Below are 21,519 nucleotides of genomic sequence, written 5' to 3'. Positions count from 1 at the left end.
CTTCAGAACGGAGATGATCTGGTGCTCGGTGAATCGGATCTTACGCATAGCGATCTCCACAGGTGACATAATCAGTATGTCGGAAGATCTCTAAAAGTGAATGGCGCGGATTACGGGGATGCTTACAGATTCAGTTTGGTCCCGAAAGTAGTTAAACTCAAATATATAGATTTTACTGATTAATCATTTTTAATGATTAATGGAGCGATTTATGGATTTACGCCACCTGAAGTATTTTCTGGCTGTCGCAGAGGAACGGCATTTTGGCCGGGCGGCGGAACGGCTCAATATTGTTCAACCCGCGTTAAGCATGCAGATTAAAGCCCTTGAGGCTGAGCTGGGTGGGCCATTGTTGATTCGGACCAGCCGTCGTGTGGAACTGACCGAAGCCGGGAAGCTATTGCAAGCGGAAGCCACGCGCACACTAAAGCAAGTAGAACATACCCGTCTTTCCGTGGAGCGTTCTATTCGCGGTGAAACAGGCCGGGTGCGGATAGGGTTTGCCGGTAATGCTGTCTTCAGCGGCAGGCTGATGCAGGATGTCCGATCTTTTCATCGGGCCTACCCGGACGCTGAAATAATTTGCCAGGAGCTTGCGCCACAGCTTCAAAATGAAGCCATTCAGAACGGGACGCTGGATGTGGGTTATATGCCTGATTACGATCCGGATCATGAATCAACCCTTGTCTACGAATCTGTGGGGGAATGGGGACGGGTCGTGGTGATGTCCAGCGAGCACAGATTCGCCGATAAAGAGAGTCTGACGGTAGATATGCTGGCCCATGAGCCTTTGATTATGTACGCAATAAATGACGTGGATTCTCAACTTGATACGCAACTCCATAAACTGCTTGGCGACGCTTTGCATATTGCTTATCGGATATCCAGTTCACTGAGCGTCCTCGCTATGGCTGGAGCCGGGTTGGGTATCGCCCTTGTCCCAGCGCCATTAGCACAGGTGGCGATCCCGGGTGTGGTTTATCGAGTTCTTGATTCGAAGGAATTGGCAGCTAATCTGATGATGGTCAGTCGTAAAGACGAACCCAGTGCCGCCGTGCTTGCCTACCTCAAGCACACCCGGAAACACGGTCTCTTTATAGGGTGAACAACTTCCCGGCGTGACCGTAGGCGATTTTTTCCTTATTTCCTCAGTGAAATCATGACTTGATGCAATTCATTGGCAAACAGTGCCGGGTCGGTGGTTCATCTCGCACTCTCTGGAGTTTATTAATTACTTAACTAAAATTATTTGTGCAATATATATCCAGAGGCGTTCGAGTGAATTTTATATGAAATGGAAATGCCGCAGTCTGAGCGAATGAAAGAAAAATCCACGCAAAAGCGTGGATTTCCTGATGTTAACTGTTCTCTATGAGAATTAACTCGCGCTAACAACCTGGCCCTATAGAGCGTGAAAACTTAAAGGAAGCGGCGTAGCAGGTCAGCTTTGTCGGTCTGTTCCCAGCTAAAAATATCACGTCCAAAATGACCGTAGGCCGCTGTTTGCTGATATATCGGTTGCAGCAAATTCAGCGAGCGGATTAACCCATGTGGGCGAAGGTCGAAAAACTCACGAATAAGCATAATCAGTTTTTCATTATCCAGTTTTCCAGTACCGAAGGTTTCCACCATTATTGAGGTGGGTTCTGCAACACCAATGGCATAAGAAATCTGAATCTCACAGCGATCAGCTAACCCGGCGGCAACAATATTCTTAGCGACATAGCGTGCAACATATGCGGCTGAACGATCAACTTTAGATGGATCTTTACCGGAAAATGCACCGCCGCCGTGACGCGCCATACCGCCGTAGGTATCAACAATAATTTTGCGGCCCGTCAGCCCACAGTCACCCATTGGCCCACCAATAACGAATCGGCCGGTTGGGTTAATAAAATATTTGGTATCGCGCGTCAGCCACTCAGGCGGTAAAACAGGCTTAACGATCTCTTCCATCACGCCTTCACGTAGGGTTTGCTGGGTGACTGCTTCACTGTGTTGAGTGGAAATAACCACGGTATCAATACCGGTGATTTTGCCATTCTCATATGCAAAGGTAACCTGACTTTTCGCATCTGGTCTTAACCAGGGTAATAAACCGCTCTTCCGCACCTGAGCCTGGCGTGCCATTAAACGGTGAGCAAAGGTAATAGGAGCGGGCATTAGCGCATCGGTTTCGTTGGATGCATAACCAAACATAAGCCCTTGATCGCCTGCACCTTGATTTGCTTCATCTTCACGATCTACTCCACGATTTATATCGGGAGACTGTTTACCAATCGCACTTAAAACGGCGCAAGTGTGGGAATCAAACCCCATTTCTGAGCTGTTATAGCCGATGTCATGGATCGTGCGGCGCACAATCTCTTCTATATCCACCCACGTGTCGGTGGTAATTTCTCCCCCCACCAAAACCATGCCGGTTTTTACCAGCGTTTCACAGGCCACGCGCGCTCTGGGATCTTGTCCAATAATGGCATCGAGAATAGCATCAGATATTTGGTCGGCTATTTTATCAGGATGCCCTTCAGAAACAGATTCTGAGGTGAATAACTGTTGTGACATACAAAATCCTTAAATTAATAACTAAATCATTTAATACTGATAATAAAAATAGTAGTTATATTATCGAAATTAATTTGCGATTAAGGTTATAGCCTATATCAGCGATAAACATACATTCCACCTTCTACACCACGGCTAAATAAAACTTGCCACAGCTGAATGTCGCGGGCACGGAAAGCTCCTGCACAAGAGGTGAGGTAATAATTGAACATGCGTTTAAAAGATTCGCTGTAATTATCCTGTATCTCAGGCCAGAAAAGATTAAACCGTTGGTGCCAATCCATTAATGTCAGGTCATAATCTGCACCGAAATTGTGCCAGTCTTCGACGACAAAATGGGGTTCTGAGGCGCTGGCTATTTGTTTTACAGAAGGCAGGCAGCCGTTAGGGAATATATATTTATTAATCCATGGATCAACGTTGGTATCTGATTTATTCGCACCAATAGTGTGTAGCAGGAACATTCCGTCCGGTTTAAGGCAGCGGTTCACCACTTCAAAATAGGTGTCGTAATTTTTTGGCCCAACATGCTCGAACATCCCGACGGAAACGATACGGTCAAAATGGCTGTCGAGATCGCGATAATCCATTAGCTTGATGGAAACATCCAGCCAGGTGCAACGCTCCTGTGCCATTTTCTGCTGTTCTTCAGAGATGGTCACACCGGTAACATGAACATTGTAATGTTCTGCAGCGTACTGTGCCAAACCGCCCCAACCGCAGCCAATATCCAGCAGTTTCATACCGGGTTGAAGCTGCAATTTTTCACATAACATTTTCAATTTGGCTTCTTGCGCCTGACGCAAGTTGGTCGCATCTTTCCAGTAGCCGCAGGAATACTGCATATACGGATCGAGCATTTTTGCAAACAGATCATTGCCGATATCGTAATGTTCTTTGCCAACAATCCAGGCGCGTTTACGTGTCTGTAAATTAAATAAGCGCATACCCGCGACACGGGCTAAATCCCTGAAGTTTTTTGGTGCTTTCTCATCGAGTTTTGCACGAAGGATTTTCTCGAATAAAACATCCAGCGCGGCGCAATCCCACCAACCTTCCATGTAGGATTCACCAAGGCCAATAGAACCTTCCTGCAAAACACGTTTATAAAAGTCAGGATTGTGTACTTGAATATCCCAGCGGCGGCTGCCGTTAAAACGGACATCAGCCTGGTTCACAAGATCTTCTGCAATCCGATACCAGTTGTCTTTGCGTACGACGGGTGCACTTTCAACTTCAACACTCATATCTCATCCTCAATAAAAGCCTAAGCTAAATTTCTACTCGACTATCTGAACTCATTTATGTTTCGTTAAAAGAAAGTTTGAATAACAAATATATAAATTTGTTATTGATTGACTGCTGCGGTATAAATAATTAGCTCATGCTAGCTATATATTTTATAAATAGTAGAGTGGCTTATTCTAAATACCTCTGAGTTTTTTATTGGCTAAACTAATGGCGATGTCAGTCAACGCTTTATTCTGGGTGCGATTAAATATTTCATGTTACTACTTTACTGATTTTTGGTTACTCATTGACTGGGCTGATGAATTAATTATCGCAGCTAAGAAGGTTTGTGTATCATGAAGGGATGCCAAGTTGTGTCGATCAAGCGTCAATTTAGGTGAGTCAGATGGTTAAAACAAAAAAGGTATTACACTCATTCCGCTACACGGGCGATGCAACAGGGGCTAAACTTGCACGCCCTGTTTTCTTCCGTTCGTTTATGCTGGCGGAAAACGTGCAATCAGAACTGCATTCTCATCCTTTCATTCAGTTCCACTACGCCCGTGAAGGCTCCCTATATATTTCCGTGGAGAATAATTCATACATTATTCCTGCCTGTTATGGGTTATGGATACCGGCATTTATGCCTCATCGGGTGCAAACTGCCAGTGAAGTGATGCTGGAGAACCTTGATATCGACCCGGATTACTATGCGGCTACGGGTTGTAAAGCGGAGCTAAAGTTGGTAACTGTCTCTGACTTTGCGCGTAGTTTTATCCACCATGCAACGCAGACTATCCCCGAGTTTTATGATGCTAACGGTAAAGAAGGGCGCCTGGTATCCACTTTAATCGACGTGCTAAACGATCTTCCCGCCGCAGGATTTGCAATGACCTGGCCTACGGCACCGGCATTGCTGGAAATGTGCCAGGTGATCAGCGAATCACCCGATTTACCCCATTTAATGGAAGAGTGGGCCGAGCGGATAGGAATGTCGCCACGTACTTTTTCACGGCATTTTATTAAAGAAACCGGGATAACGTTCAGCAACTGGAAACAACGACATCGTTTACTGCATTCAATTATTTTACTACGCCAGTCACGCAGCGTGACCGAGATTGCGTTAATGCTGGGTTACGGTAGTACGTCAGCTTATACCTATGCATTCCGCCAATTATTTGGCGTATCTCCCTCGCGCTATGAAGCTACACCTCCACCGCCAGCTGCGATTTTATATGATTAAAACCAGATGTTTGCTGGGGAGGTAGCTTAATAAAAATCCGGAGATGCTAAACATTTCCGGATTTTTTATGGCTACTCAAAAAATGGAGTAGGGGTAATCAGTCAGAATGAAATACGCTTGTAACCCTGATACTCCGGTTTCCAAAATATCTTCTCTAATTTTTCTTCTAATTCATAAATTCCCATGCTGGTAGCAACGCCATCTTCAGCACCTGCAAGCGCAACGGCAATGGCGATCTTTTTAGATATTTCATGAATCTTTGTAAGCTCAGGTAATAATGCTCCATGCGGGTCTTTGAGCATAGGCGATGATTGTGCAAGGACTTTACTGGCTGCCAGGAACATACTTTCGGTTACACGTTTCGCATTTGAGAGTAAAACGCCCAACCCAAGACCCGGGAAGATATAAGAGTTATTGCATTGAGAAATAATGTGTTTATTACCATTGTAGATAACCGGCGCGAATGGACTTCCTGTTGCGATGATCGCGTTACCTTCGGTCCATTCGATAATATCGACAGGTTCAGCCTCAACGCGTGATGTTGGATTCGACAACGGGAAAATAATTGGCGTGGAAGTGCAAGAATGTATCGATTTGATAACTTCTTCCGTAAACAGGCCTGGTACACCCGATACCCCAATTAATATCGATGGTTGGATGCAATTAACCAGCGCCGCAATATTTTTGCCATCAGGGGAAAATGTTAAGCTTTCTCTTGCATGAGCCAGTCGATACTGGAAATCAGTTAATGCAGGGGTGTCTTTTAATACCAGACCATCTTTGTCGACAAGAAATATATGACTTCTGGCGATTTCCTCATCAATACCATCAGCCTTAAGTGCTGATACAATGAGCTCGGCAATGCCACAACCAGCAGACCCAGCCCCAACGAACATAATACGTTGCTCGGAAAGTGATATTTTATTACGCAGACAGGCTGCGAGAATAGAGCCTAATGCTACAGCCGCTGTCCCCTGGATATCATCATTAAAGCAACATAACTTATCCTGGTATTCTTTCAACAATGGCGTTGCATGTTGTAGTGCAAAATCCTCAAACTGCAACAACACTCCTGGCCAACGGCGCTCAATTGCTGACACAAAAATATCAATGAACTCAAAATATTCCGCATCAGAAATGCGTGCGTGGCGGGCTCCCATATATAATGGATTACTTAGCAGTTCTTTATTATTAGTCCCGACATCGAGCATTACGGGTAAACACTGGTGCGGGTCTATACCACCGCAAGCCGTGTATAAAGACAATTTCCCAATAGGAATACCCATTCCACCAATGCCCTGGTCGCCTAAACCGAGAATTCTCTCACCGTCTGTAACCACAATAATTTTGATATCATCGCTAAGAACATTTCGAAGAATGCTTTCAATATTGTCTCGGTCCTCCCAGGCAATAAATACTCCTCGGTTTTTACGCCAGATTTCCGAAAAGTGCTGGCAGGCATAACCAACCGTTGGCGTATAAATTAATGGCAGTGAAGCTTCGATATCAGATGTGATGTAATGATAAAAAAGCACCTCATTTGTATCTTGCAAGTTACGCAAAAAAATATGCTTATCTTCATCAGTAATGAAATTATTTAGCTGGAAGCGTATCCGGTCGCTTTGTTCGTCTATTGTTTCGACAATTGTGGGGATAAGTCCATGTAAGTTAAATTCATTACGCTCACTGTTACTAAATGCGCTTCCCTTATTAAAGGTAGTATTGCTAAGCAGGGATTGCCCGGAAAGGTGGGTGTATCGCATTTTACTCTCACTTTGTTAAATAGCTGACTCTCTGAATTTGTAGAGATATATATTCCTAATTATTTTCTTATGCAAATGTGCCAAATCATTAGCCAGAAGCCATATTCAAAAAGGCTATATGCAATGTGAGTAAGAGACTTAATCAAGAATAATAAAAACAAAAAAGCAACATCGCTAATTCTGAATAAATTTATCTGAAACATTCAGGTGCACAAAAGAAACATAATTAAGACAGGTGTGTTGTTTTAAGGTGAAGTGCAACAAAATATAACAGAAAGGTGGGTGTTGGTTTAACTAACAACATCAACGCCACCTTTTCTGCCGACCAACCTTTTATCAGTCCTGATAAGATTTAATTTGTGATGTTAATTTGTACAGGCAAGCCTGCGCGCATTGCCAATGCTTTATCCACAACGTCATGTTGCACCTGTTTATCCTGTAAGACGGATTCAATTTTCTGAGACAGGTGAAGAGGTGATACGTTTGCCGTGTTAAATTCTGCCTCATTTGAAGACAGTGGGTTATGAACCTCGACATAACGAGATCCATCTGGCTCAACAGTGGCTTTCACCGGTTCGTTAATCAATTCAACGCGAGTACCGACAGGGACTTCATTAAAGAGTTTTTTCAAGTCATCGGCCCTTAAACGAACGCAACCGTGGCTGACTCTCAGGCCAATCCCAAAGTTTGCGTTTGTGCCATGAATGGCAAAAAGATTACCGATATACATCGCATATAAACCCATCGGGTTTTCAGGCCCAGCAGGAACCACCGCCGGTAATATTTGGCCTTCTGCTGCAAACTCAGCCCTTTCATTCGGCGTAGGAGTCCAGGTTGGACCTGCTTTTTTACGTTGTACGCTTGTGACCCATTGTTCAGGTGTATCGTGGCCAACCTGACCTATACCCACCGGGAAAATCTCAACCACATTCTTGCCTTGCGGGTAATAGTAAAGCCGCATTTCAGCAGAATTAATGATGATTCCCTCATGTACCGTATCAGGCAGAATCACTTGCAGAGGGAAAGTGACAACGCTTCCCGATTGCGGCAACCAGGGGTCAATACCTGGATTCGCTTCCAGCATATTGCTTAAACCCACATGGTACTTAACTGCAAAATTTTCCAGCGGCTGCTGGTTGTGGGAAGGGATTTGCTCAACAGCATTTTGCCCAACCAAACGACTGCCGTCAGAAGGAAGAGTGAATGTTGAGGCGAATGAAGAATGTGAGGCCAGGAGTCCAATAACCAGGAGAGAGGGTGTGCGGAATTTCATGATGAACCATTTGTATGATGAATTGATGTGATATTACTCCCAATATAATCATCGCTCCATATTCATATTAATTTACACTGAAATTAAATGGAGGGGGTTACATATTCTGTACGAGGATTTATCTTTTTTATGAATGTTATGTTACATCAAAATAACATTTGGCATTATTTAAATGTGTGCAACGATGTCGTATTCCTATCCGTTTTACTAATGTGCAGTTTTATCTATTGCTCGAATAAAATAATGTCTATTTTTACCTATTGCACATAATGTATTTAAAATTTCGAAGGGCGTATGCTTAATATTCAGGATGAACTCCTGCTTTAATGCATTTTTATTTAATAAAAATATCCAGCCATTACTTTAACTTCACTCTATCTGTATTGCGAGGATGTTATCTATATGTTTAAAAAACTCTCTTTTCACATTATCCCGGTACAAATTTTCCTTGGTATTTTTTGGTTTAAAAACGGGTTCATTGATAAGGTTTGTGGCATTTTCAACGGTCTCATCTCGCCTGAGACGGCTTACCATGGGGATACCTGGGCAGGTTGGAAGGAGTACATCGTTGGAACCTGGGATAAGAGTCAGGTTGCCCATGTTGTATTAAGTCCGCTATTTGATGCACTTTTCCCTGTTTTGATTATTCTTCAGTGTCTTCCTTTCCTCTTCATTATTGTTTCTATTCTGAAACTGGAGTTTCTGACGGATGCTAATGCCCGTCCATGGCTAATGAAAAGTGCTGTGGCGTCTCTATTTGTTACCAGTGTGATGTTGTTTAGCCAGACACTGTCCGGCGCAAGCGATGGTGAATATCTCTGGCATCTTCTGGCTGCGGGAATGGTTCTAATAATGTATATCAAAAATATTAATACTATTATTGGAAAAGTATAAGACGGTAGGGTGAGCAATGGGGGGATATTAAACCCCTCATTATCGATACCGTTGTTATACTCATCTGTAATGTACTTTTCCGATATCATCTAAGATACGATTAAATAAAAAATCCACGCAATTGCGTGGATTTTATGGGATTTGTCGGTCCTCATGAGATTCAATGAAATCTCATGAGACAACAGAAGCTATTTAGACGTTGAACAGGAAGTTCATTACGTCGCCATCTTTAACGATGTAGTCTTTACCTTCTGCACGCATTTTGCCTGCTTCTTTCGCGCCTTGCTCACCTTTGTAGGTGATGAAATCTTCATACGCGATGGTTTGTGCGCGGATGAAGCCTTTCTCAAAGTCAGTGTGGATTTTACCTGCAGCTTGTGGGGCAGTTGCTCCAACAGGGATAGTCCAGGCACGTACTTCTTTCACGCCAGCAGTGAAGTAAGTTTGCAGGTTCAGCAGTTCGTAACCCGCGCGGATAACGCGGTTCAGACCTGGTTCTTCCAGGCCCATTTCTGCCATGAATTCATCACGGTCAGCATCGTCGAGTTCGGCAATGTCAGACTCAACAGCGGCACAAACAGCAACCACTACAGAACCTTCGGCAGCGGCGATTTCACGCACTTTATCGAGGTACGGGTTATTTTCATAACCGTCTTCGTTGACGTTGGCGATGTACATGGTTGGTTTCAGCGTCAGGAAGCTCAGGTATTTGATAGCGGTTTTGTCTTCTTCAGTCAGAGGAAGCGCACGCAACATACCGGCGTTCTCGAGCTGTGGTAGACATTTTTCCAGCGCAGCCAATTCAGCTTTTGCGTCTTTATCGCCGCCCTTAGCTTTCTTTTGCACACGGTGAATAGCACGTTCGCAGGTGTCGAGGTCAGACAGCGCCAGCTCGGTGTTAATTACTTCGATATCGTCAGCCGGGTCGACTTTGTTATTCACGTGAATGATGTTGTCGTTTTCAAAACAACGCACCACGTGGCCGATAGCTTCGGTTTCACGGATGTTGGTCAGGAACTGGTTACCCAGGCCTTCACCTTTGGATGCGCCTTTTACCAGACCGGCGATATCAACGAATTCCATGGTAGTTGGCAGAATGCGCTGTGGTTTTACGATCTCGGCCAATTTATCCAGACGTGGGTCCGGCATTGGTACCACACCAGTGTTCGGCTCAATGGTACAGAACGGGAAGTTTGCTGCTTCGATTCCCGCCTTGGTGAGCGCGTTGAACAGGGTTGATTTACCAACGTTCGGCAAGCCGACAATACCGCATTTGAATCCCATGGTTTAATTTACCTTAATTACTTGATATTCAATGAGTTGATTATGTCTCATTGATAAAATGATCATAACTTTCCCCATTATACACGCAAACAACATATAACGGGCGCAGAAATCCTCGTTGGCCGTTGTTCAGGCTAGGGTTGCGCCTTAAAGGTATGCAGTCGATTGGTGGCTTTAGTTAACCCTTCTTTTAGCCAAACTTCTGTGCAACGTGCCGCTTCGTCTACCGCATCATCAATCAGCTTCTGTTCGCTAAGTGGAGGTTTACCTAATACAAACCCGACAACTTTGTTTTTATCACCCGGATGGCCAATTCCGACACGTAAGCGGTGAAAGTTTGGGTTATTACCCAATTTGTTAATGATGTCTTTCAGACCATTGTGTCCGCCGTGGCCACCGCCGAGTTTAAATTTCGCAACGCCTGGTGGAAGATCCAGCTCGTCATGTGCGACCAGAATTTCATCGGGGGCAATGCGGAAAAAGGTCGCCATCGCGCCGACCGCTTTACCGCTAAGGTTCATAAACGTGGTTGGCACTAACAGGCGAACATCTTCTCCGGCAAGGTTTATGCGCGCCGTGTAGCCGAAGAATTTACTTTCTTCTTTAAGCGACTGGTTGTGGCGCTGAGCCAGCAAATCCACATACCAGGCACCAGCGTTATGGCGGGTAGCCGCATATTCCGCACCTGGGTTTGCCAGGCCAACTATTAATTTAATACTCACGTTTAATTTCCTGAAAACAGACCAGAGCCGCGTAGTTTACTGCGCTCAAGACGTGATGACAAAGAGCCAATGTGTCATCTATTGAATTCTTGAATAGTTCAATGAATGAACCATTAGAATTTGATGCTATTCAGCGAGTTATTTGTAAATTTTTGTAGCTTTTTCATTCGTTATTGTGATCGCTAACGCACATCATCCGAAGCGGTGTTGTCTATACTTTACACACAAGGAATGGGGATTTCCCCCGCCGACCCAGCAACACCCGGAGGTGACTTATGAAACGCAAAAACGCTTCATTACTCGGCAACATTTTCATGGGGTTGGGGCTTGTCGTCATGGTTGGTGGCGTTGGTTATTCCATTTTAAACCAACTCCCTCAATTCAACTTCCCGCAATATTTCGCCCACGGTGCTGTTTTAAGCATATTTGTTGGTGCGGTCCTTTGGCTGGCAGGTGCGCGCGTTGGTGGGCATGAACAAGTTGGTGACCGTTATTGGTGGGTGCGCCACTTTGATAAACGTTGTCGCCGTGATGATAATCATCGCCACAGCTAAAAAGTCTGGAAGTGAAAACGGTTCTGGTTAAGAACCGTTTTTTTTGGCAAAAATCTTATTCAGCCAGAGCCGCATGGATATCCGGGAAGAAAGCAAGACGACCTGGAATCGGCTGAACACCAGCACGTGCCAGCGTTTTTAGAGGCTGGAACTCCAGATTCGTCACCCGCAATTCGCAGCCATCCGGCAATTTTTCTACAAAGCGTTGAAACGCATCGAGGCCGCCAGCATCAAGCACCGGCACGGCATCCCATTGCAAAATGATCAGCTGGTTTTGCTCAACACGTTGGGCGAGGTCATTGAATAATCCTTCAGCTGCGGCAAAAAACAGTGGGCCTGTTATACGCAGCGCCAGGACGCCCTCCGGTGTATGGACATTCACAGGGGCGAGCCGCGTCATACGCGCGACACGGCGCATGAACAGCAACGATGCCAGTACAATCCCAACACTGATGGCAATGACCATATCGAACAGCACCGTCAACGACATACAGATAAGCATTACCACGATGTCATCTTTTGGAGCCCGCCTAAGCAGGCTCAGCACTTTATGTGCTTCACTCATATTCCACGCAACCATCAGCAGCAGAGCCGCCATGGCGGAAAGCGGTAGCCATGAAAGTAATGGGGCCAGCACCAGCAGCGCCATAATCACCAGCAGCGCATGAATAATTGCGGCAACAGGTGATGTTGCTCCAGCGCGCACGTTTGCAGCCGAGCGCGCAATGGCCGCAGTAGCCGTAATCCCGCCGAAAAATGGCGCAATGATATTGCCCAGCCCCTGGCCAATTAGTTCACCGTTGGCGTTGTGTTTGGTGCCGGTCATGCCGTCTAACACCACGGCGCACAACAGCGATTCAATCGCGCCGAGCATTGCCATGGAAAATGCAGCAGGAAGCAGGGCACTAAGTGAATCCCAGCTTAGGGTAAAGTTCGAGTCAGGAATGTTCCATGGCAGCATCAATTGCGGCAGTAATTGTGGAATGCCGTTGCCTTGCGTGCCGTCAGCCAAAACATAGTGGAAACGAGAGCCGATAGTCGCCACGTCGAAACCTGCGGCATGGACGATCGCCATTACCGCACAGCCAGCCAAAAGCGCGGGTAAATGGCCCGGCAAACGGATACCCAGGCGCGGCCATAGGATCAGCACGGCGAGCGTTACCACACCAATCGCTGCATCACCGAGATTAATCGTTGGCATCGCCATGGCTAACGCCGCCACTTTATTCAGGTAGTGTTCCGGCACATGTTCGAGCGTCAGACCAAAGAAATCTTTTACCTGCATGGTGGCGATGGTAATCCCAATCCCGGAGGTAAAACCGAGTGTCACAGAAAGTGGGATGTATTCAATCAGACGGCCAAATCGCGCCAGACCAAATAAGATAAGAAATACGCCAGACATCAGTGTCGCAATCAGCAAACCGGCAAGGCCAAACTGTTGAGCAACCGGATAGAGGATCACGACGAACGCAGCGGTCGGCCCGGAGACGCTAAAGCGTGAGCCGCCGCTTAAAGCGATAACTATCCCGGCGATAGCCGAGGTATATAGGCCGTACTGGGGGGCGACGCCGCTGCCAATCGCCAGGGCCATCGCCAGAGGGATGGCAATAATCCCAACGGTGATACCGGCAATAACATCGCGGCTAAAACGGGAAACTGTGTATTTCTCGCGCCAACAAGCGTCTACCAGAGCGCGGAACGGTAATACAGAAGAAGATACGTTTTTCACTTTGATTCCATCCGTGAGCGCATCATCTGTCATTAAGGCAGGTGAAGGAGGCTTAAACTTAATTACATACTACTTAGCGCCGTAGCGACCTTGCTACAGCTCCAGTTACCTTGTGGCTTAACATGCTATAAAAAGAAAAAACCCGCCGCAGCGGGTTTTTTTATGCGAGTTCTATTAGTGCTCGAACATCGCAGAGATTGATTCTTCATTGCTGATACGGCGAATTGCTTCAGCCAGCATACCGGACAGTGTCAGGGTGCGGACGTTTGGCAGTGCTTTGATTTCATCAGACAGTGGGATGGTGTCACATACGATAACTTCGTCGATAACGGAGTTACGCAGGTTGTGAACCGCATTGCCAGAGAAAATCGGGTGAGTTGCGTAAGCAAACACACGTTTAGCACCACGTTCTTTCAGAGCTTCAGCTGCTTTGCACAGAGTGCCGCCGGTATCGATCATATCGTCTACCAGTACGCAATCACGGCCAGATACATCACCGATGATATGCATAACTTGAGAAACGTTAGCGCGAGGACGACGTTTGTCGATGATAGCCATGTCGGTATCGTTGAGCAGTTTTGCGATAGCACGAGCACGCACAACGCCACCGATATCTGGAGAAACCACGATTGGGTTTTCCAGGCCGATTTGCAGCATATCTTCTAGCAGGATTGGGCTACCAAAGACGTTATCTACAGGTACATCGAAGAATCCCTGAATCTGTTCTGCGTGCAAGTCCACGGTAAGAACACGGTCAACCCCAACACTTGAGAGGAAGTCAGCAACCACTTTCGCGGTGATCGGCACACGGGCAGAACGCACACGGCGATCCTGACGAGCATAACCAAAGTAAGGGATAACAGCGGTGATACGACCTGCAGAAGCACGGCGCAGGGCGTCTACCATAACAACCAATTCCATCAGGTTGTCATTCGTTGGTGCACAGGTGGACTGGATGATGAAAATATCACCACCGCGTACATTTTCGTTGATTTGTACGCTTACTTCTCCGTCGCTAAAACGACCGACGGCGGCGTCACCAAGTGAGGTGTACAGGCGGTTGGCAATACGTTGTGCTAGTTCCGGGGTGGCGTTACCAGCAAAAAGCTTCATATCAGGCACGAGAAAAACCTCAGGCATGCGTCCAGTGGCGGATGGTACTACCGCAGCTTATGCGGGCGGGGTAGCGCCATCCAGGCGGTGTATAAAGAGCTTGATGCAACGTCTGAAACAAGGTGACGTTGTCACCAATACTCAGCTTGCCCGGATATGGCCTGATGCAGCGGGGAGACATTAACGCCTCGCGCAACAAACCCATGCAGCCATTCCGGGGCTTGCTTAAGCACCTGGCGGGCAGCGTCCTCGGTGTCAAATTCAGAAAACACACAAGCGCCGGTGCCGGTCAGGCGCGACGGCGCGTATTCTAACAGCCAGGAAAGCAGCTCATCAACCTTACGAAAACGTTTTCTTGCGATAACCTCACAATCATTACCAAATTCACAGTTTAATAACGTGTCAATTGATCTGATCGGGGTGTTTCGTGGTAGCTCAGGATCTTTAAAAATGACCGGAGTAGGGATACTGACTCCAGGATGTGCAACAAGGTACCATTTTTCCGCTGGTGAAACCGGCGTAAGCTTCTCACCAACACCTTCTGCGAAAGCGGCAAACCCACGGACAAATACCGGCACATCAGCACCGAGAGTCACTCCCAGTGCAGCAAGCTGATCTTCAGTCAGGCCGGTGTTCCAGATATGGTTAAGCGCCACCAGAACTGTTGCCGCGTTTGACGAACCACCACCCAAACCGCCACCCATCGGCAGCTGTTTTTCAACGCTGATATCGGCTCCAGCACCTTGTGGTAAGGTGCCCATCAGTAATGCCCTGTCTTGCAATAATCGGGCGGCGCGGACAATCAAATTTTCTTCATCTGCCACGCCTTCTATTGGTGTCGCAAGACGAATTTGACCATCGTTTCTCGGCTCAATGGTGATTGTGTCGCCATAATCTAGGAACTGAAATAAAGTTTGTAAATTATGATAGCCGTCCTCACGACGACCCGTGATATACAAAAAAAGGTTCAGTTTTGCCGGTGATGGCCAACGCTTTCTCATTATTTAACCGTCCAGCTGTCCATTTTGAGTTTGATGCGTTGGTCCCCTTCGCGCAGTTCCATATTAGATGGCAGGGCAGGTTGCACCTTGTCGTCATAATCACTGTAAACCACTTTCCAGGTTTTACCGTCTTGGGTGTAGTTGATTTCACTCAGGCGATATTGCGAGTCGATTTTATAGTCGGTCGCCTCACCTGGCAGGCCGAGAATCCATTGGCGCAGGCTGTTGAGCGGTATTGGCATCCCGGTCAATTTGCCAATCATCTCTTCGGCGTTATCAGCGACGTATTTTTTACCATTGCGATCGGTTAGTTGTACAACGCCCGGTTGCGCATTCAGTTCAAGCTCCGTGCTGCCTAATGGGTTAGTCAGCAGCAAGCGATAGCGTTCTGGCGTAGTCTGTTGCCAGTTGAAACGCGCATATACTTTTTGGCTATCGGAAAGATAAGCAAAAGCACCACGCGTCTGGTATTGGGTGATTTTTTGTACTTTTTGCTTGTGTTGTAACCATTGCGGAGAGTCAGGACTTTTTGCCGGACCGCTTGGTTGATGAATAGAACAAGCAGCCAAAACAAGGCTTGCCAGTGGCGCAAGGCGCAGCAGACGGGCTTTCGTCATAAACATAGTGGCAACGGATCCTTCTCATTAATTTTAGTTGTTAACTGTTTATGCTAGCGGCGCATAGCGAGGTCGTCTACGTTCAAGTTGTCTTAAATCATGAATTGCGACGATACTCCCCAAGGGGTGGCTCCCTTTTATTGACTGCGCGCATCCTGTATGATGCGCCGAGTTAATCCTTATCAACGTCGGTATTACTCACAGTCGCTCAATGACCCTTTTAGCTCTTGGCATCAACCATAAAACAGCTCCAGTATCGTTGCGAGAACGTGTTACGTTTTCGCCGGATTCGCTCGACCAGGCGTTGAACAGCCTGCTCGAACAGCCGATGGTACAGGGTGGGGTGGTGCTGTCGACGTGTAACCGTACCGAGCTATATCTAAGTGTTGAAGAGCAGGAAAACCTCCACGAAAAACTAGTGAGTTGGCTTTGTAACTACCACAACCTTGAAGAAGAGGAAGTGCGTAAAAGCCTTTACTGGCATCACGATAATGAAGCGGTAACGCATTTAATGCGCGTTGCCAGCGGTCTTGACTCCCTGGTGCTCGGCGAGCCGCAAATTTTAGGGCAGGTCAAAAAAGCCTTCGCAGATTCTCAGAAAGGACATTCGCTTTCCAACGAACTGGAGCGCATGTTCCAGAAATCCTTCTCGGTTGCCAAGCGCGTACGAACCGAAACCGAGATCGGCGCGAGTGCGGTATCCGTAGCCTTCGCGGCCTGTACCCTGGCACGTCAAATCTTTGAATCCTTATCGACTGTCACTGTTTTATTGGTCGGTGCGGGTGAAACAATTGAACTGGCCGCACGCCACTTGCGCGAACACAATGTCCAGAAAATGATCATCGCCAACCGCACGCGCGAACGCGCTCAAGCACTGGCAGATGAAGTTGGTGCAGAGGTTATTAGCCTGAGTGACATCGATTCACGGTTACAAGAAGCCGATATTATTATCAGTTCCACTGCCAGCCCGTTGCCTATTATTGGCAAAGGGATGGTAGAACGCGCCCTGAAAGCTCGCCGTAACCAACCGCTTTTATTAGTTGATATTGCCGTTCCACGCGACGTAGAACCCGAAGTCGGCAAACTGCCGAATGCCTATCTCTACAGCGTTGATGACCTGCAAGCGATCATTCAAAGCAATCTTGCGCAGCGCAAAGCTGCCGCAGTTGAAGCCGAAACTATCGTTGAGCAGGAATGCAGTGAATTTATGGCCTGGCTACGCGCGCAAAGCGCCACAGAGACCATCCGTGAATATCGCAGTCAGGCTGAACAGGTTCGTGATGACCTGGCTGCCAGAGCTATCGCCGCTCTTCAACAGGGTGCCGATGCCGAAACCGTTCTCCAGGATCTGGCGTGGAAATTAACCAACCGCCTGATCCACGCACCAACCAAATCGCTCACGCAGGCTGCCCGTGACGGGGATGAAGAACGCCTGCAGATTCTGCGCAACAGCCTCGGGCTGGATTAGCAAATAAACTCTTATTACAAGGTGAAACACCGCCCATGAAGTCTTCTATCGTTGCCAAACTAGAAGCCCTGCAAGAGCGCCATGAAGAAGTTCAGGCGCTTCTTGGAGATGCATCCACCATTGCCGACCAGGACCGTTTCCGCGCGTTGTCCCGCGAATACGCCCAGTTAAGCGACGTTTCCCGTTGCTTCCTGCAATGGCGCCAGGTGCAGGAAGATATTGAAACCGCACAAAGTATGCTCGACGACCCAGAAATGCGCGAAATGGCGCAAGAAGAGTTAAACCAGGCTAAAAGCGACAGCGAAGAATTAGAACAACAACTGCAAGTGTTGTTGCTGCCAAAAGACCCGGATGACGAGCGTAACGCGTTTGTTGAAGTGCGCGCTGGTACGGGTGGTGATGAAGCGGCAATTTTTGCTGGTGACTTGTTCCGCATGTACAGCCGTTATGCGGAGTCGCGTCGCTGGAAAGTCGAAATTCTTAGCGCTAACGAAGGCGAGCACGGTGGCTTCAAAGAAGTGATCGCTAAAATCAGCGGTGACGGTGTTTATGGTCGTCTGAAGTTTGAGTCCGGTGGCCATCGCGTACAGCGTGTTCCAGCGACCGAATCCCAGGGCCGTATTCATACTTCAGCGTGTACCGTTGCGGTAATGCCAGAGATTCCTGAAGCGGAATTACCAGATATCAACCCAGGCGATTTACGTATCGATACCTTCCGCTCCTCGGGTGCGGGCGGCCAGCACGTTAACACCACCGACTCGGCCATCCGTATTACCCACTTGCCAACCGGCATTGTGGTTGAGTGCCAGGACGAACGCTCCCAGCATAAAAACAAAGCGAAAGCGCTTGGGGTGTTGGGCTCACGCATTCGTGCCGCCGAAATGGCTAAACGTCAGCAGGAAGAAGCGTCAACGCGTCGTAACCTGCTTGGCAGTGGTGACCGTTCAGACCGAAACCGCACTTATAACTTCCCGCAAGGCCGCGTAACCGACCACCGTATCAACGTGACCTTATATCGTCTGGATGAAGTGATGGAAGGCAAGCTCGACGGTCTTATTGAACCTATCGTGCAGGAGTTCCAGGCAGACCAATTAGCGGCGCTATCTGAGCAGGACTAATGGATTTTCAACACTGGTTAAAACAGGCAATTGCCCAGCTTGAGGATAGTGAAAGCCCGCGTCGTGATGCGGAAATCCTGCTGGGTTTTGTCTGCGGGAAAGCGCGAACCTTTATTCTGGCATTCGGTGAAACCGAATTGACCGCGCAGCAACAGCAACAGTTGGATGTTTTGCTGGCGCGCCGTGTGAAGGGGGAGCCTATCGCGCATTTGGTGGGCGAGCGTGAGTTCTGGTCGCTGCCGCTGCGTGTCTCTCCAGTGACGCTTATCCCACGCCCGGATACGGAATGCCTTGTCGAACAAGCCCTCGCAAGGATGCCCGCAGCCGCATGTTCCGTGCTGGATTTAGGCACGGGTACTGGAGCAATTGCTCTGGCGATTGCCAGCGAGCGCCCGGATTGTGAAGTGATAGCACTTGATCTAATTCCTGAGGCGGTAGAACTTGCGCGTGATAATGCGAGCCGCCTCGGAATAACCAATGTTAAGGTCTTGCAAAGCAATTGGTTTAGTGCGCTCAATACCCAACGTTTCTCCGTGATAGTCAGCAACCCGCCTTATATCGACGAGGAAGACCCGCATCTTTCACAGGGTGATGTTCGTTTTGAACCGCGTAGCGCTCTGGTGGCAGATAATCACGGTTTGGCTGATCTACGTGTTCTTGTGGAATCAGCTCGCAATTTTCTTGAGCCTGGCGGTTGGTTATTGCTCGAACACGGCTGGCTTCAGGCTGCGCAAGTTCGCGACTTGTTTACACAAGCAGGATATACCGAGATACAAAGCTGTCAGGATTACGGTGGTAATGACCGCCTGACAGTAGGACGCTATTTCTAAATAAGGAACTGAGCAAAATGGCAACTTACTTCGCGCTCAAGCATTTGCATATTCTGACGGTCTTCATTTCCGTGAGTCTGTTCGTTTTACGCTACTGGTGGCAATACCGCGAATCAGCCATGTCAAACAAGCGCTGGGTGCGCATTGTGCCGCATGTGAATGACACCGTGTTGCTGGTCAGCGGCGTTGCTCTTGTGATGATTACGCATTTCTATCCCTTCACGCCACAAGGTGCATGGCTGACTGAGAAGCTATTTGGCGTTATTATCTATATCGTTTTAGGGTTTATCGTGTTGGGCAAACGCCCACGCAGCCAACAGATTCGGTGGTTTGCCTTTCTGTTGGCCCTGGTGGTGCTTTACATCATCATTAAACTCGCCACCACAAAAATACCATTACTGGGGTAAGTCATGAGGTCGTTAGCCGATTTCGAATTCAATCAGGCGCCGTTATGCGAGGGCATGATCTTAGTCTCGCAGCTGATCCGTGATGATTTCCCGGCGCAAGAAGTGCGAGCACAACTGGAAAGCCTGGCGAGCCTGGCGCGTGAAGAGATCTGCGAAGGTCTACACCAGGATGTGCAGCTCGAAAAATTAGTCGAACTGTTTTATGGCACCTGGGGTTTTAAAGACTCCAGCGGCGTTTACCGTTTATCCGATGCCCTGTGGCTCGATAATGTACTGACCAAGCGTCAGGGCAGTGCAGTGTCGCTGGGTGCTATTTTATTGTGGATAGCCGACCGTCTTGATATCCCACTGAATCCGGTAATTTTCCCCACTCAGCTGATTTTACGCGGCGACTGGATGGACGGTGAAATGTGGCTCATTAACCCATTCAATGGTGACACGCTCAACGAACACACGCTGGAAGTGTGGCTCAAGGGTAATGTCGGGCCGACAGCCGAGCTGTTTGATGAAGATTTAGATGAAGCAGACAACGCGGAAGTGGTGCGAAAATTACTCGACACCATGAAGTCCGCGCTGATGGAAGAGCGTCAGATGGAGTTGGCACTGCGTACCAGCGAAGCTTTGCTCCAGTTTAACCCGGAAGATCCTTATGAAATTCGTGACCGTGGCTTGATATATGCTCAGCTCGATTGCGAACATGTGGCACTCAACGACCTCAGCTATTTTGTTGAGCAGTGCCCGGAAGACCCGATAAGCGAGATGATCAAAGCGCAAATTAACTCTATTTCGCAAAAACAGATCACTCTGCACTGATGCCAAATTTTTAAATGTTTCCCAACAAGGCGAGATTAAGATGAAACAGAAAGTCGTAAGCATTGGCGATATTAACGTCGCAAACGACCTGCCATTTGTACTGTTTGGCGGCATGAACGTGCTGGAATCACGTGACCTGGCGATGCGTATTTGTGAGCACTATGTCACTGTGACCCAGAAACTGGGCATCCCTTACGTATTCAAAGCGTCTTTCGATAAAGCCAACCGTTCATCCATCAACTCTTATCGTGGTCCCGGCCTGGAAGAAGGGATGAAGATTTTCCAGGAGCTGAAGCAAACTTTCGGCGTGAAAATCATCACTGACGTTCATGAAGCAAGCCAGGCGCAACCTGTTGCGGATGTGGTTGATGTGATTCAGTTGCCTGCTTTCCTTGCTCGCCAGACTGACCTGGTTGAAGCGATGGCGAAAACTGGCGCGGTTATCAACGTCAAAAAACCACAGTTCGTAAGCCCTGGTCAAATGGGGAACATCGTTGATAAATTCCACGAAGGTGGCAACGACCAGATTATCCTGTGTGACCGTGGCGCAAACTTCGGTTATGACAACCTGGTAGTTGACATGCTGGGCTTTAGCGTGATGAAACAAGTGTCTAATGGCTCACCGGTCATCTTCGACGTGACTCACGCGCTGCAATGCCGCGACCCGTTTGGCGCAGCATCTGGTGGCCGTCGTGCTCAGGTTGCTGAACTGGCACGTGCGGGTATGGCGACTGGCCTTGCTGGTCTGTTTATCGAAGCGCATCCGGATCCAGAAAACGCGAAATGCGACGGTCCTTCAGCACTGCCACTGGCAAAACTCGAGCCGTTCCTTCAGCAAATCAAAGCTATTGATGACCTGGTGAAGAACTTCGAGCCGCTGGATACCAGCAAGTAA

General features: G+C 47.8%; 20 protein-coding genes. 10 read left to right on the top strand and 10 right to left on the bottom strand.

Annotated elements, in window-relative coordinates:
- Positions 1-211 precede the first annotated feature (211 nt).
- Entirely contained in the window at positions 212-1,105 is an 894-nt protein-coding gene (locus LVQ76_RS08725) for a LysR substrate-binding domain-containing protein (protein WP_232921425.1), read from the top strand.
- Between the two features lie 314 nt (positions 1,106-1,419).
- On the opposite strand, the gene metK is transcribed toward LVQ76_RS08725, so the two are convergent.
- Entirely contained in the window at positions 1,420-2,565 is a 1,146-nt protein-coding gene (gene metK, locus LVQ76_RS08720; protein WP_232903765.1) for a methionine adenosyltransferase, read from the bottom strand.
- Between the two features lie 98 nt (positions 2,566-2,663).
- On the bottom strand, positions 2,664-3,812 hold the full coding sequence (gene cfa, locus LVQ76_RS08715; RefSeq protein ID WP_232903764.1) for a cyclopropane fatty acyl phospholipid synthase: 1,149 nt from the start codon (positions 3,810-3,812) through the stop codon (positions 2,664-2,666).
- Positions 3,813-4,201: 389 nt separating this feature from the next.
- Here cfa and LVQ76_RS08710 point away from each other — a divergent pair, with 389 nt between their 5' ends.
- Positions 4,202-5,038: an AraC family transcriptional regulator gene (locus tag LVQ76_RS08710; RefSeq protein WP_232864361.1), complete on the top strand. Its 837-nt coding sequence runs from the start codon at positions 4,202-4,204 to the stop codon at positions 5,036-5,038.
- A 101-nt stretch (positions 5,039-5,139) separates the two neighbouring features.
- Here the strand turns inward: LVQ76_RS08710 and LVQ76_RS08705 are convergent, their stop codons facing one another.
- The gene (locus LVQ76_RS08705; protein ID WP_232864362.1) at positions 5,140-6,801 is read right to left on the bottom strand and encodes an NAD-dependent malic enzyme; all 1,662 of its coding nucleotides are present in this window, start codon (positions 6,799-6,801) and stop codon (positions 5,140-5,142) included.
- Positions 6,802-7,153: 352 nt separating this feature from the next.
- A complete protein-coding gene (locus tag LVQ76_RS08700; protein WP_232921424.1) occupies positions 7,154-8,074 on the bottom strand; it encodes a L,D-transpeptidase family protein in 921 nt (306 codons plus the stop codon).
- A gap of 402 nt (positions 8,075-8,476) precedes the next feature.
- Between LVQ76_RS08700 and LVQ76_RS08695 the strand changes: the two genes are divergently transcribed.
- Positions 8,477-8,968 carry a hypothetical protein gene (locus LVQ76_RS08695; protein ID WP_232921423.1) on the top strand — a complete coding sequence of 164 codons (492 nt, stop codon included), beginning with the start codon at positions 8,477-8,479 and terminating at the stop codon, positions 8,966-8,968.
- A 192-nt stretch (positions 8,969-9,160) separates the two neighbouring features.
- Here LVQ76_RS08695 and ychF read toward each other — a convergent pair whose 3' ends face one another.
- Entirely contained in the window at positions 9,161-10,252 is a 1,092-nt protein-coding gene (ychF, locus tag LVQ76_RS08690; protein WP_232921422.1) for a redox-regulated ATPase YchF, read from the bottom strand.
- 134 nt (positions 10,253-10,386) lie between these two features.
- Positions 10,387-10,974: an aminoacyl-tRNA hydrolase gene (gene pth / locus LVQ76_RS08685; protein ID WP_232864394.1), complete on the bottom strand. Its 588-nt coding sequence runs from the start codon at positions 10,972-10,974 to the stop codon at positions 10,387-10,389.
- Between the two features lie 275 nt (positions 10,975-11,249).
- Between pth and ychH the strand changes: the two genes are divergently transcribed.
- Entirely contained in the window at positions 11,250-11,528 is a 279-nt protein-coding gene (gene ychH / locus LVQ76_RS08680) for a stress-induced protein YchH (protein ID WP_034455878.1), read from the top strand.
- Between the two features lie 55 nt (positions 11,529-11,583).
- On the opposite strand, the gene dauA is transcribed toward ychH, so the two are convergent.
- The 4 genes from dauA to lolB form a co-directional block, all read right to left on the bottom strand.
- Positions 11,584-13,257: a C4-dicarboxylic acid transporter DauA gene (gene dauA / locus LVQ76_RS08675; protein ID WP_232921421.1), complete on the bottom strand. Its 1,674-nt coding sequence runs from the start codon at positions 13,255-13,257 to the stop codon at positions 11,584-11,586.
- Positions 13,258-13,431: 174 nt separating this feature from the next.
- Positions 13,432-14,379 (bottom strand): ribose-phosphate diphosphokinase, encoded by a 948-nt coding sequence (gene prs, locus LVQ76_RS08670; RefSeq protein WP_008454180.1) that lies wholly within the window; start codon positions 14,377-14,379, stop codon positions 13,432-13,434.
- Between the two features lie 122 nt (positions 14,380-14,501).
- Positions 14,502-15,371 (bottom strand): 4-(cytidine 5'-diphospho)-2-C-methyl-D-erythritol kinase, encoded by an 870-nt coding sequence (gene ispE / locus LVQ76_RS08665; RefSeq protein ID WP_151995662.1) that lies wholly within the window; start codon positions 15,369-15,371, stop codon positions 14,502-14,504.
- Positions 15,371-15,994 (bottom strand): lipoprotein insertase outer membrane protein LolB, encoded by a 624-nt coding sequence (gene lolB, locus LVQ76_RS08660; RefSeq protein WP_232921420.1) that lies wholly within the window; start codon positions 15,992-15,994, stop codon positions 15,371-15,373. The genes ispE and lolB overlap by 1 nt, the downstream gene beginning before the upstream one ends.
- A gap of 205 nt (positions 15,995-16,199) precedes the next feature.
- On the opposite strand from lolB, the gene hemA reads away from it, so the two are divergent.
- From hemA to kdsA, 6 genes are read left to right on the top strand one after another with little or no spacing between them, the layout of a single operon-like run.
- The gene (gene hemA, locus LVQ76_RS08655; protein WP_151995663.1) at positions 16,200-17,456 is read left to right on the top strand and encodes a glutamyl-tRNA reductase; all 1,257 of its coding nucleotides are present in this window, start codon (positions 16,200-16,202) and stop codon (positions 17,454-17,456) included.
- A gap of 35 nt (positions 17,457-17,491) precedes the next feature.
- Positions 17,492-18,574 carry a peptide chain release factor 1 gene (prfA, locus tag LVQ76_RS08650; protein WP_151995664.1) on the top strand — a complete coding sequence of 361 codons (1,083 nt, stop codon included), beginning with the start codon at positions 17,492-17,494 and terminating at the stop codon, positions 18,572-18,574.
- Positions 18,574-19,404, top strand: coding sequence for a peptide chain release factor N(5)-glutamine methyltransferase (prmC, locus tag LVQ76_RS08645; protein ID WP_232864396.1), 831 nt, complete (start codon positions 18,574-18,576; stop codon positions 19,402-19,404). Before prfA ends, prmC begins: the two co-directional genes overlap by 1 nt.
- Positions 19,405-19,421: 17 nt before the next feature.
- Complete coding sequence (sirB2, locus tag LVQ76_RS08640) at positions 19,422-19,811, top strand: invasion regulator SirB2 (protein ID WP_151995666.1); 390 nt, start codon at positions 19,422-19,424, stop codon at positions 19,809-19,811.
- 3 nt (positions 19,812-19,814) lie between these two features.
- Positions 19,815-20,624: an invasion regulator SirB1 gene (sirB1, locus tag LVQ76_RS08635; RefSeq protein WP_151995667.1), complete on the top strand. Its 810-nt coding sequence runs from the start codon at positions 19,815-19,817 to the stop codon at positions 20,622-20,624.
- A gap of 40 nt (positions 20,625-20,664) precedes the next feature.
- The gene (gene kdsA, locus LVQ76_RS08630; RefSeq protein WP_151995668.1) at positions 20,665-21,519 is read left to right on the top strand and encodes a 3-deoxy-8-phosphooctulonate synthase; all 855 of its coding nucleotides are present in this window, start codon (positions 20,665-20,667) and stop codon (positions 21,517-21,519) included.

The organism is Buttiauxella cochleicola (assembly GCF_021283185.1).
Lineage (GTDB): Bacteria > Pseudomonadota > Gammaproteobacteria > Enterobacterales > Enterobacteriaceae > Buttiauxella > Buttiauxella massiliensis.
Note: the sequence above shows the minus strand (reverse complement) of the source record. Positions and strands in the feature narration are given on the sequence as shown.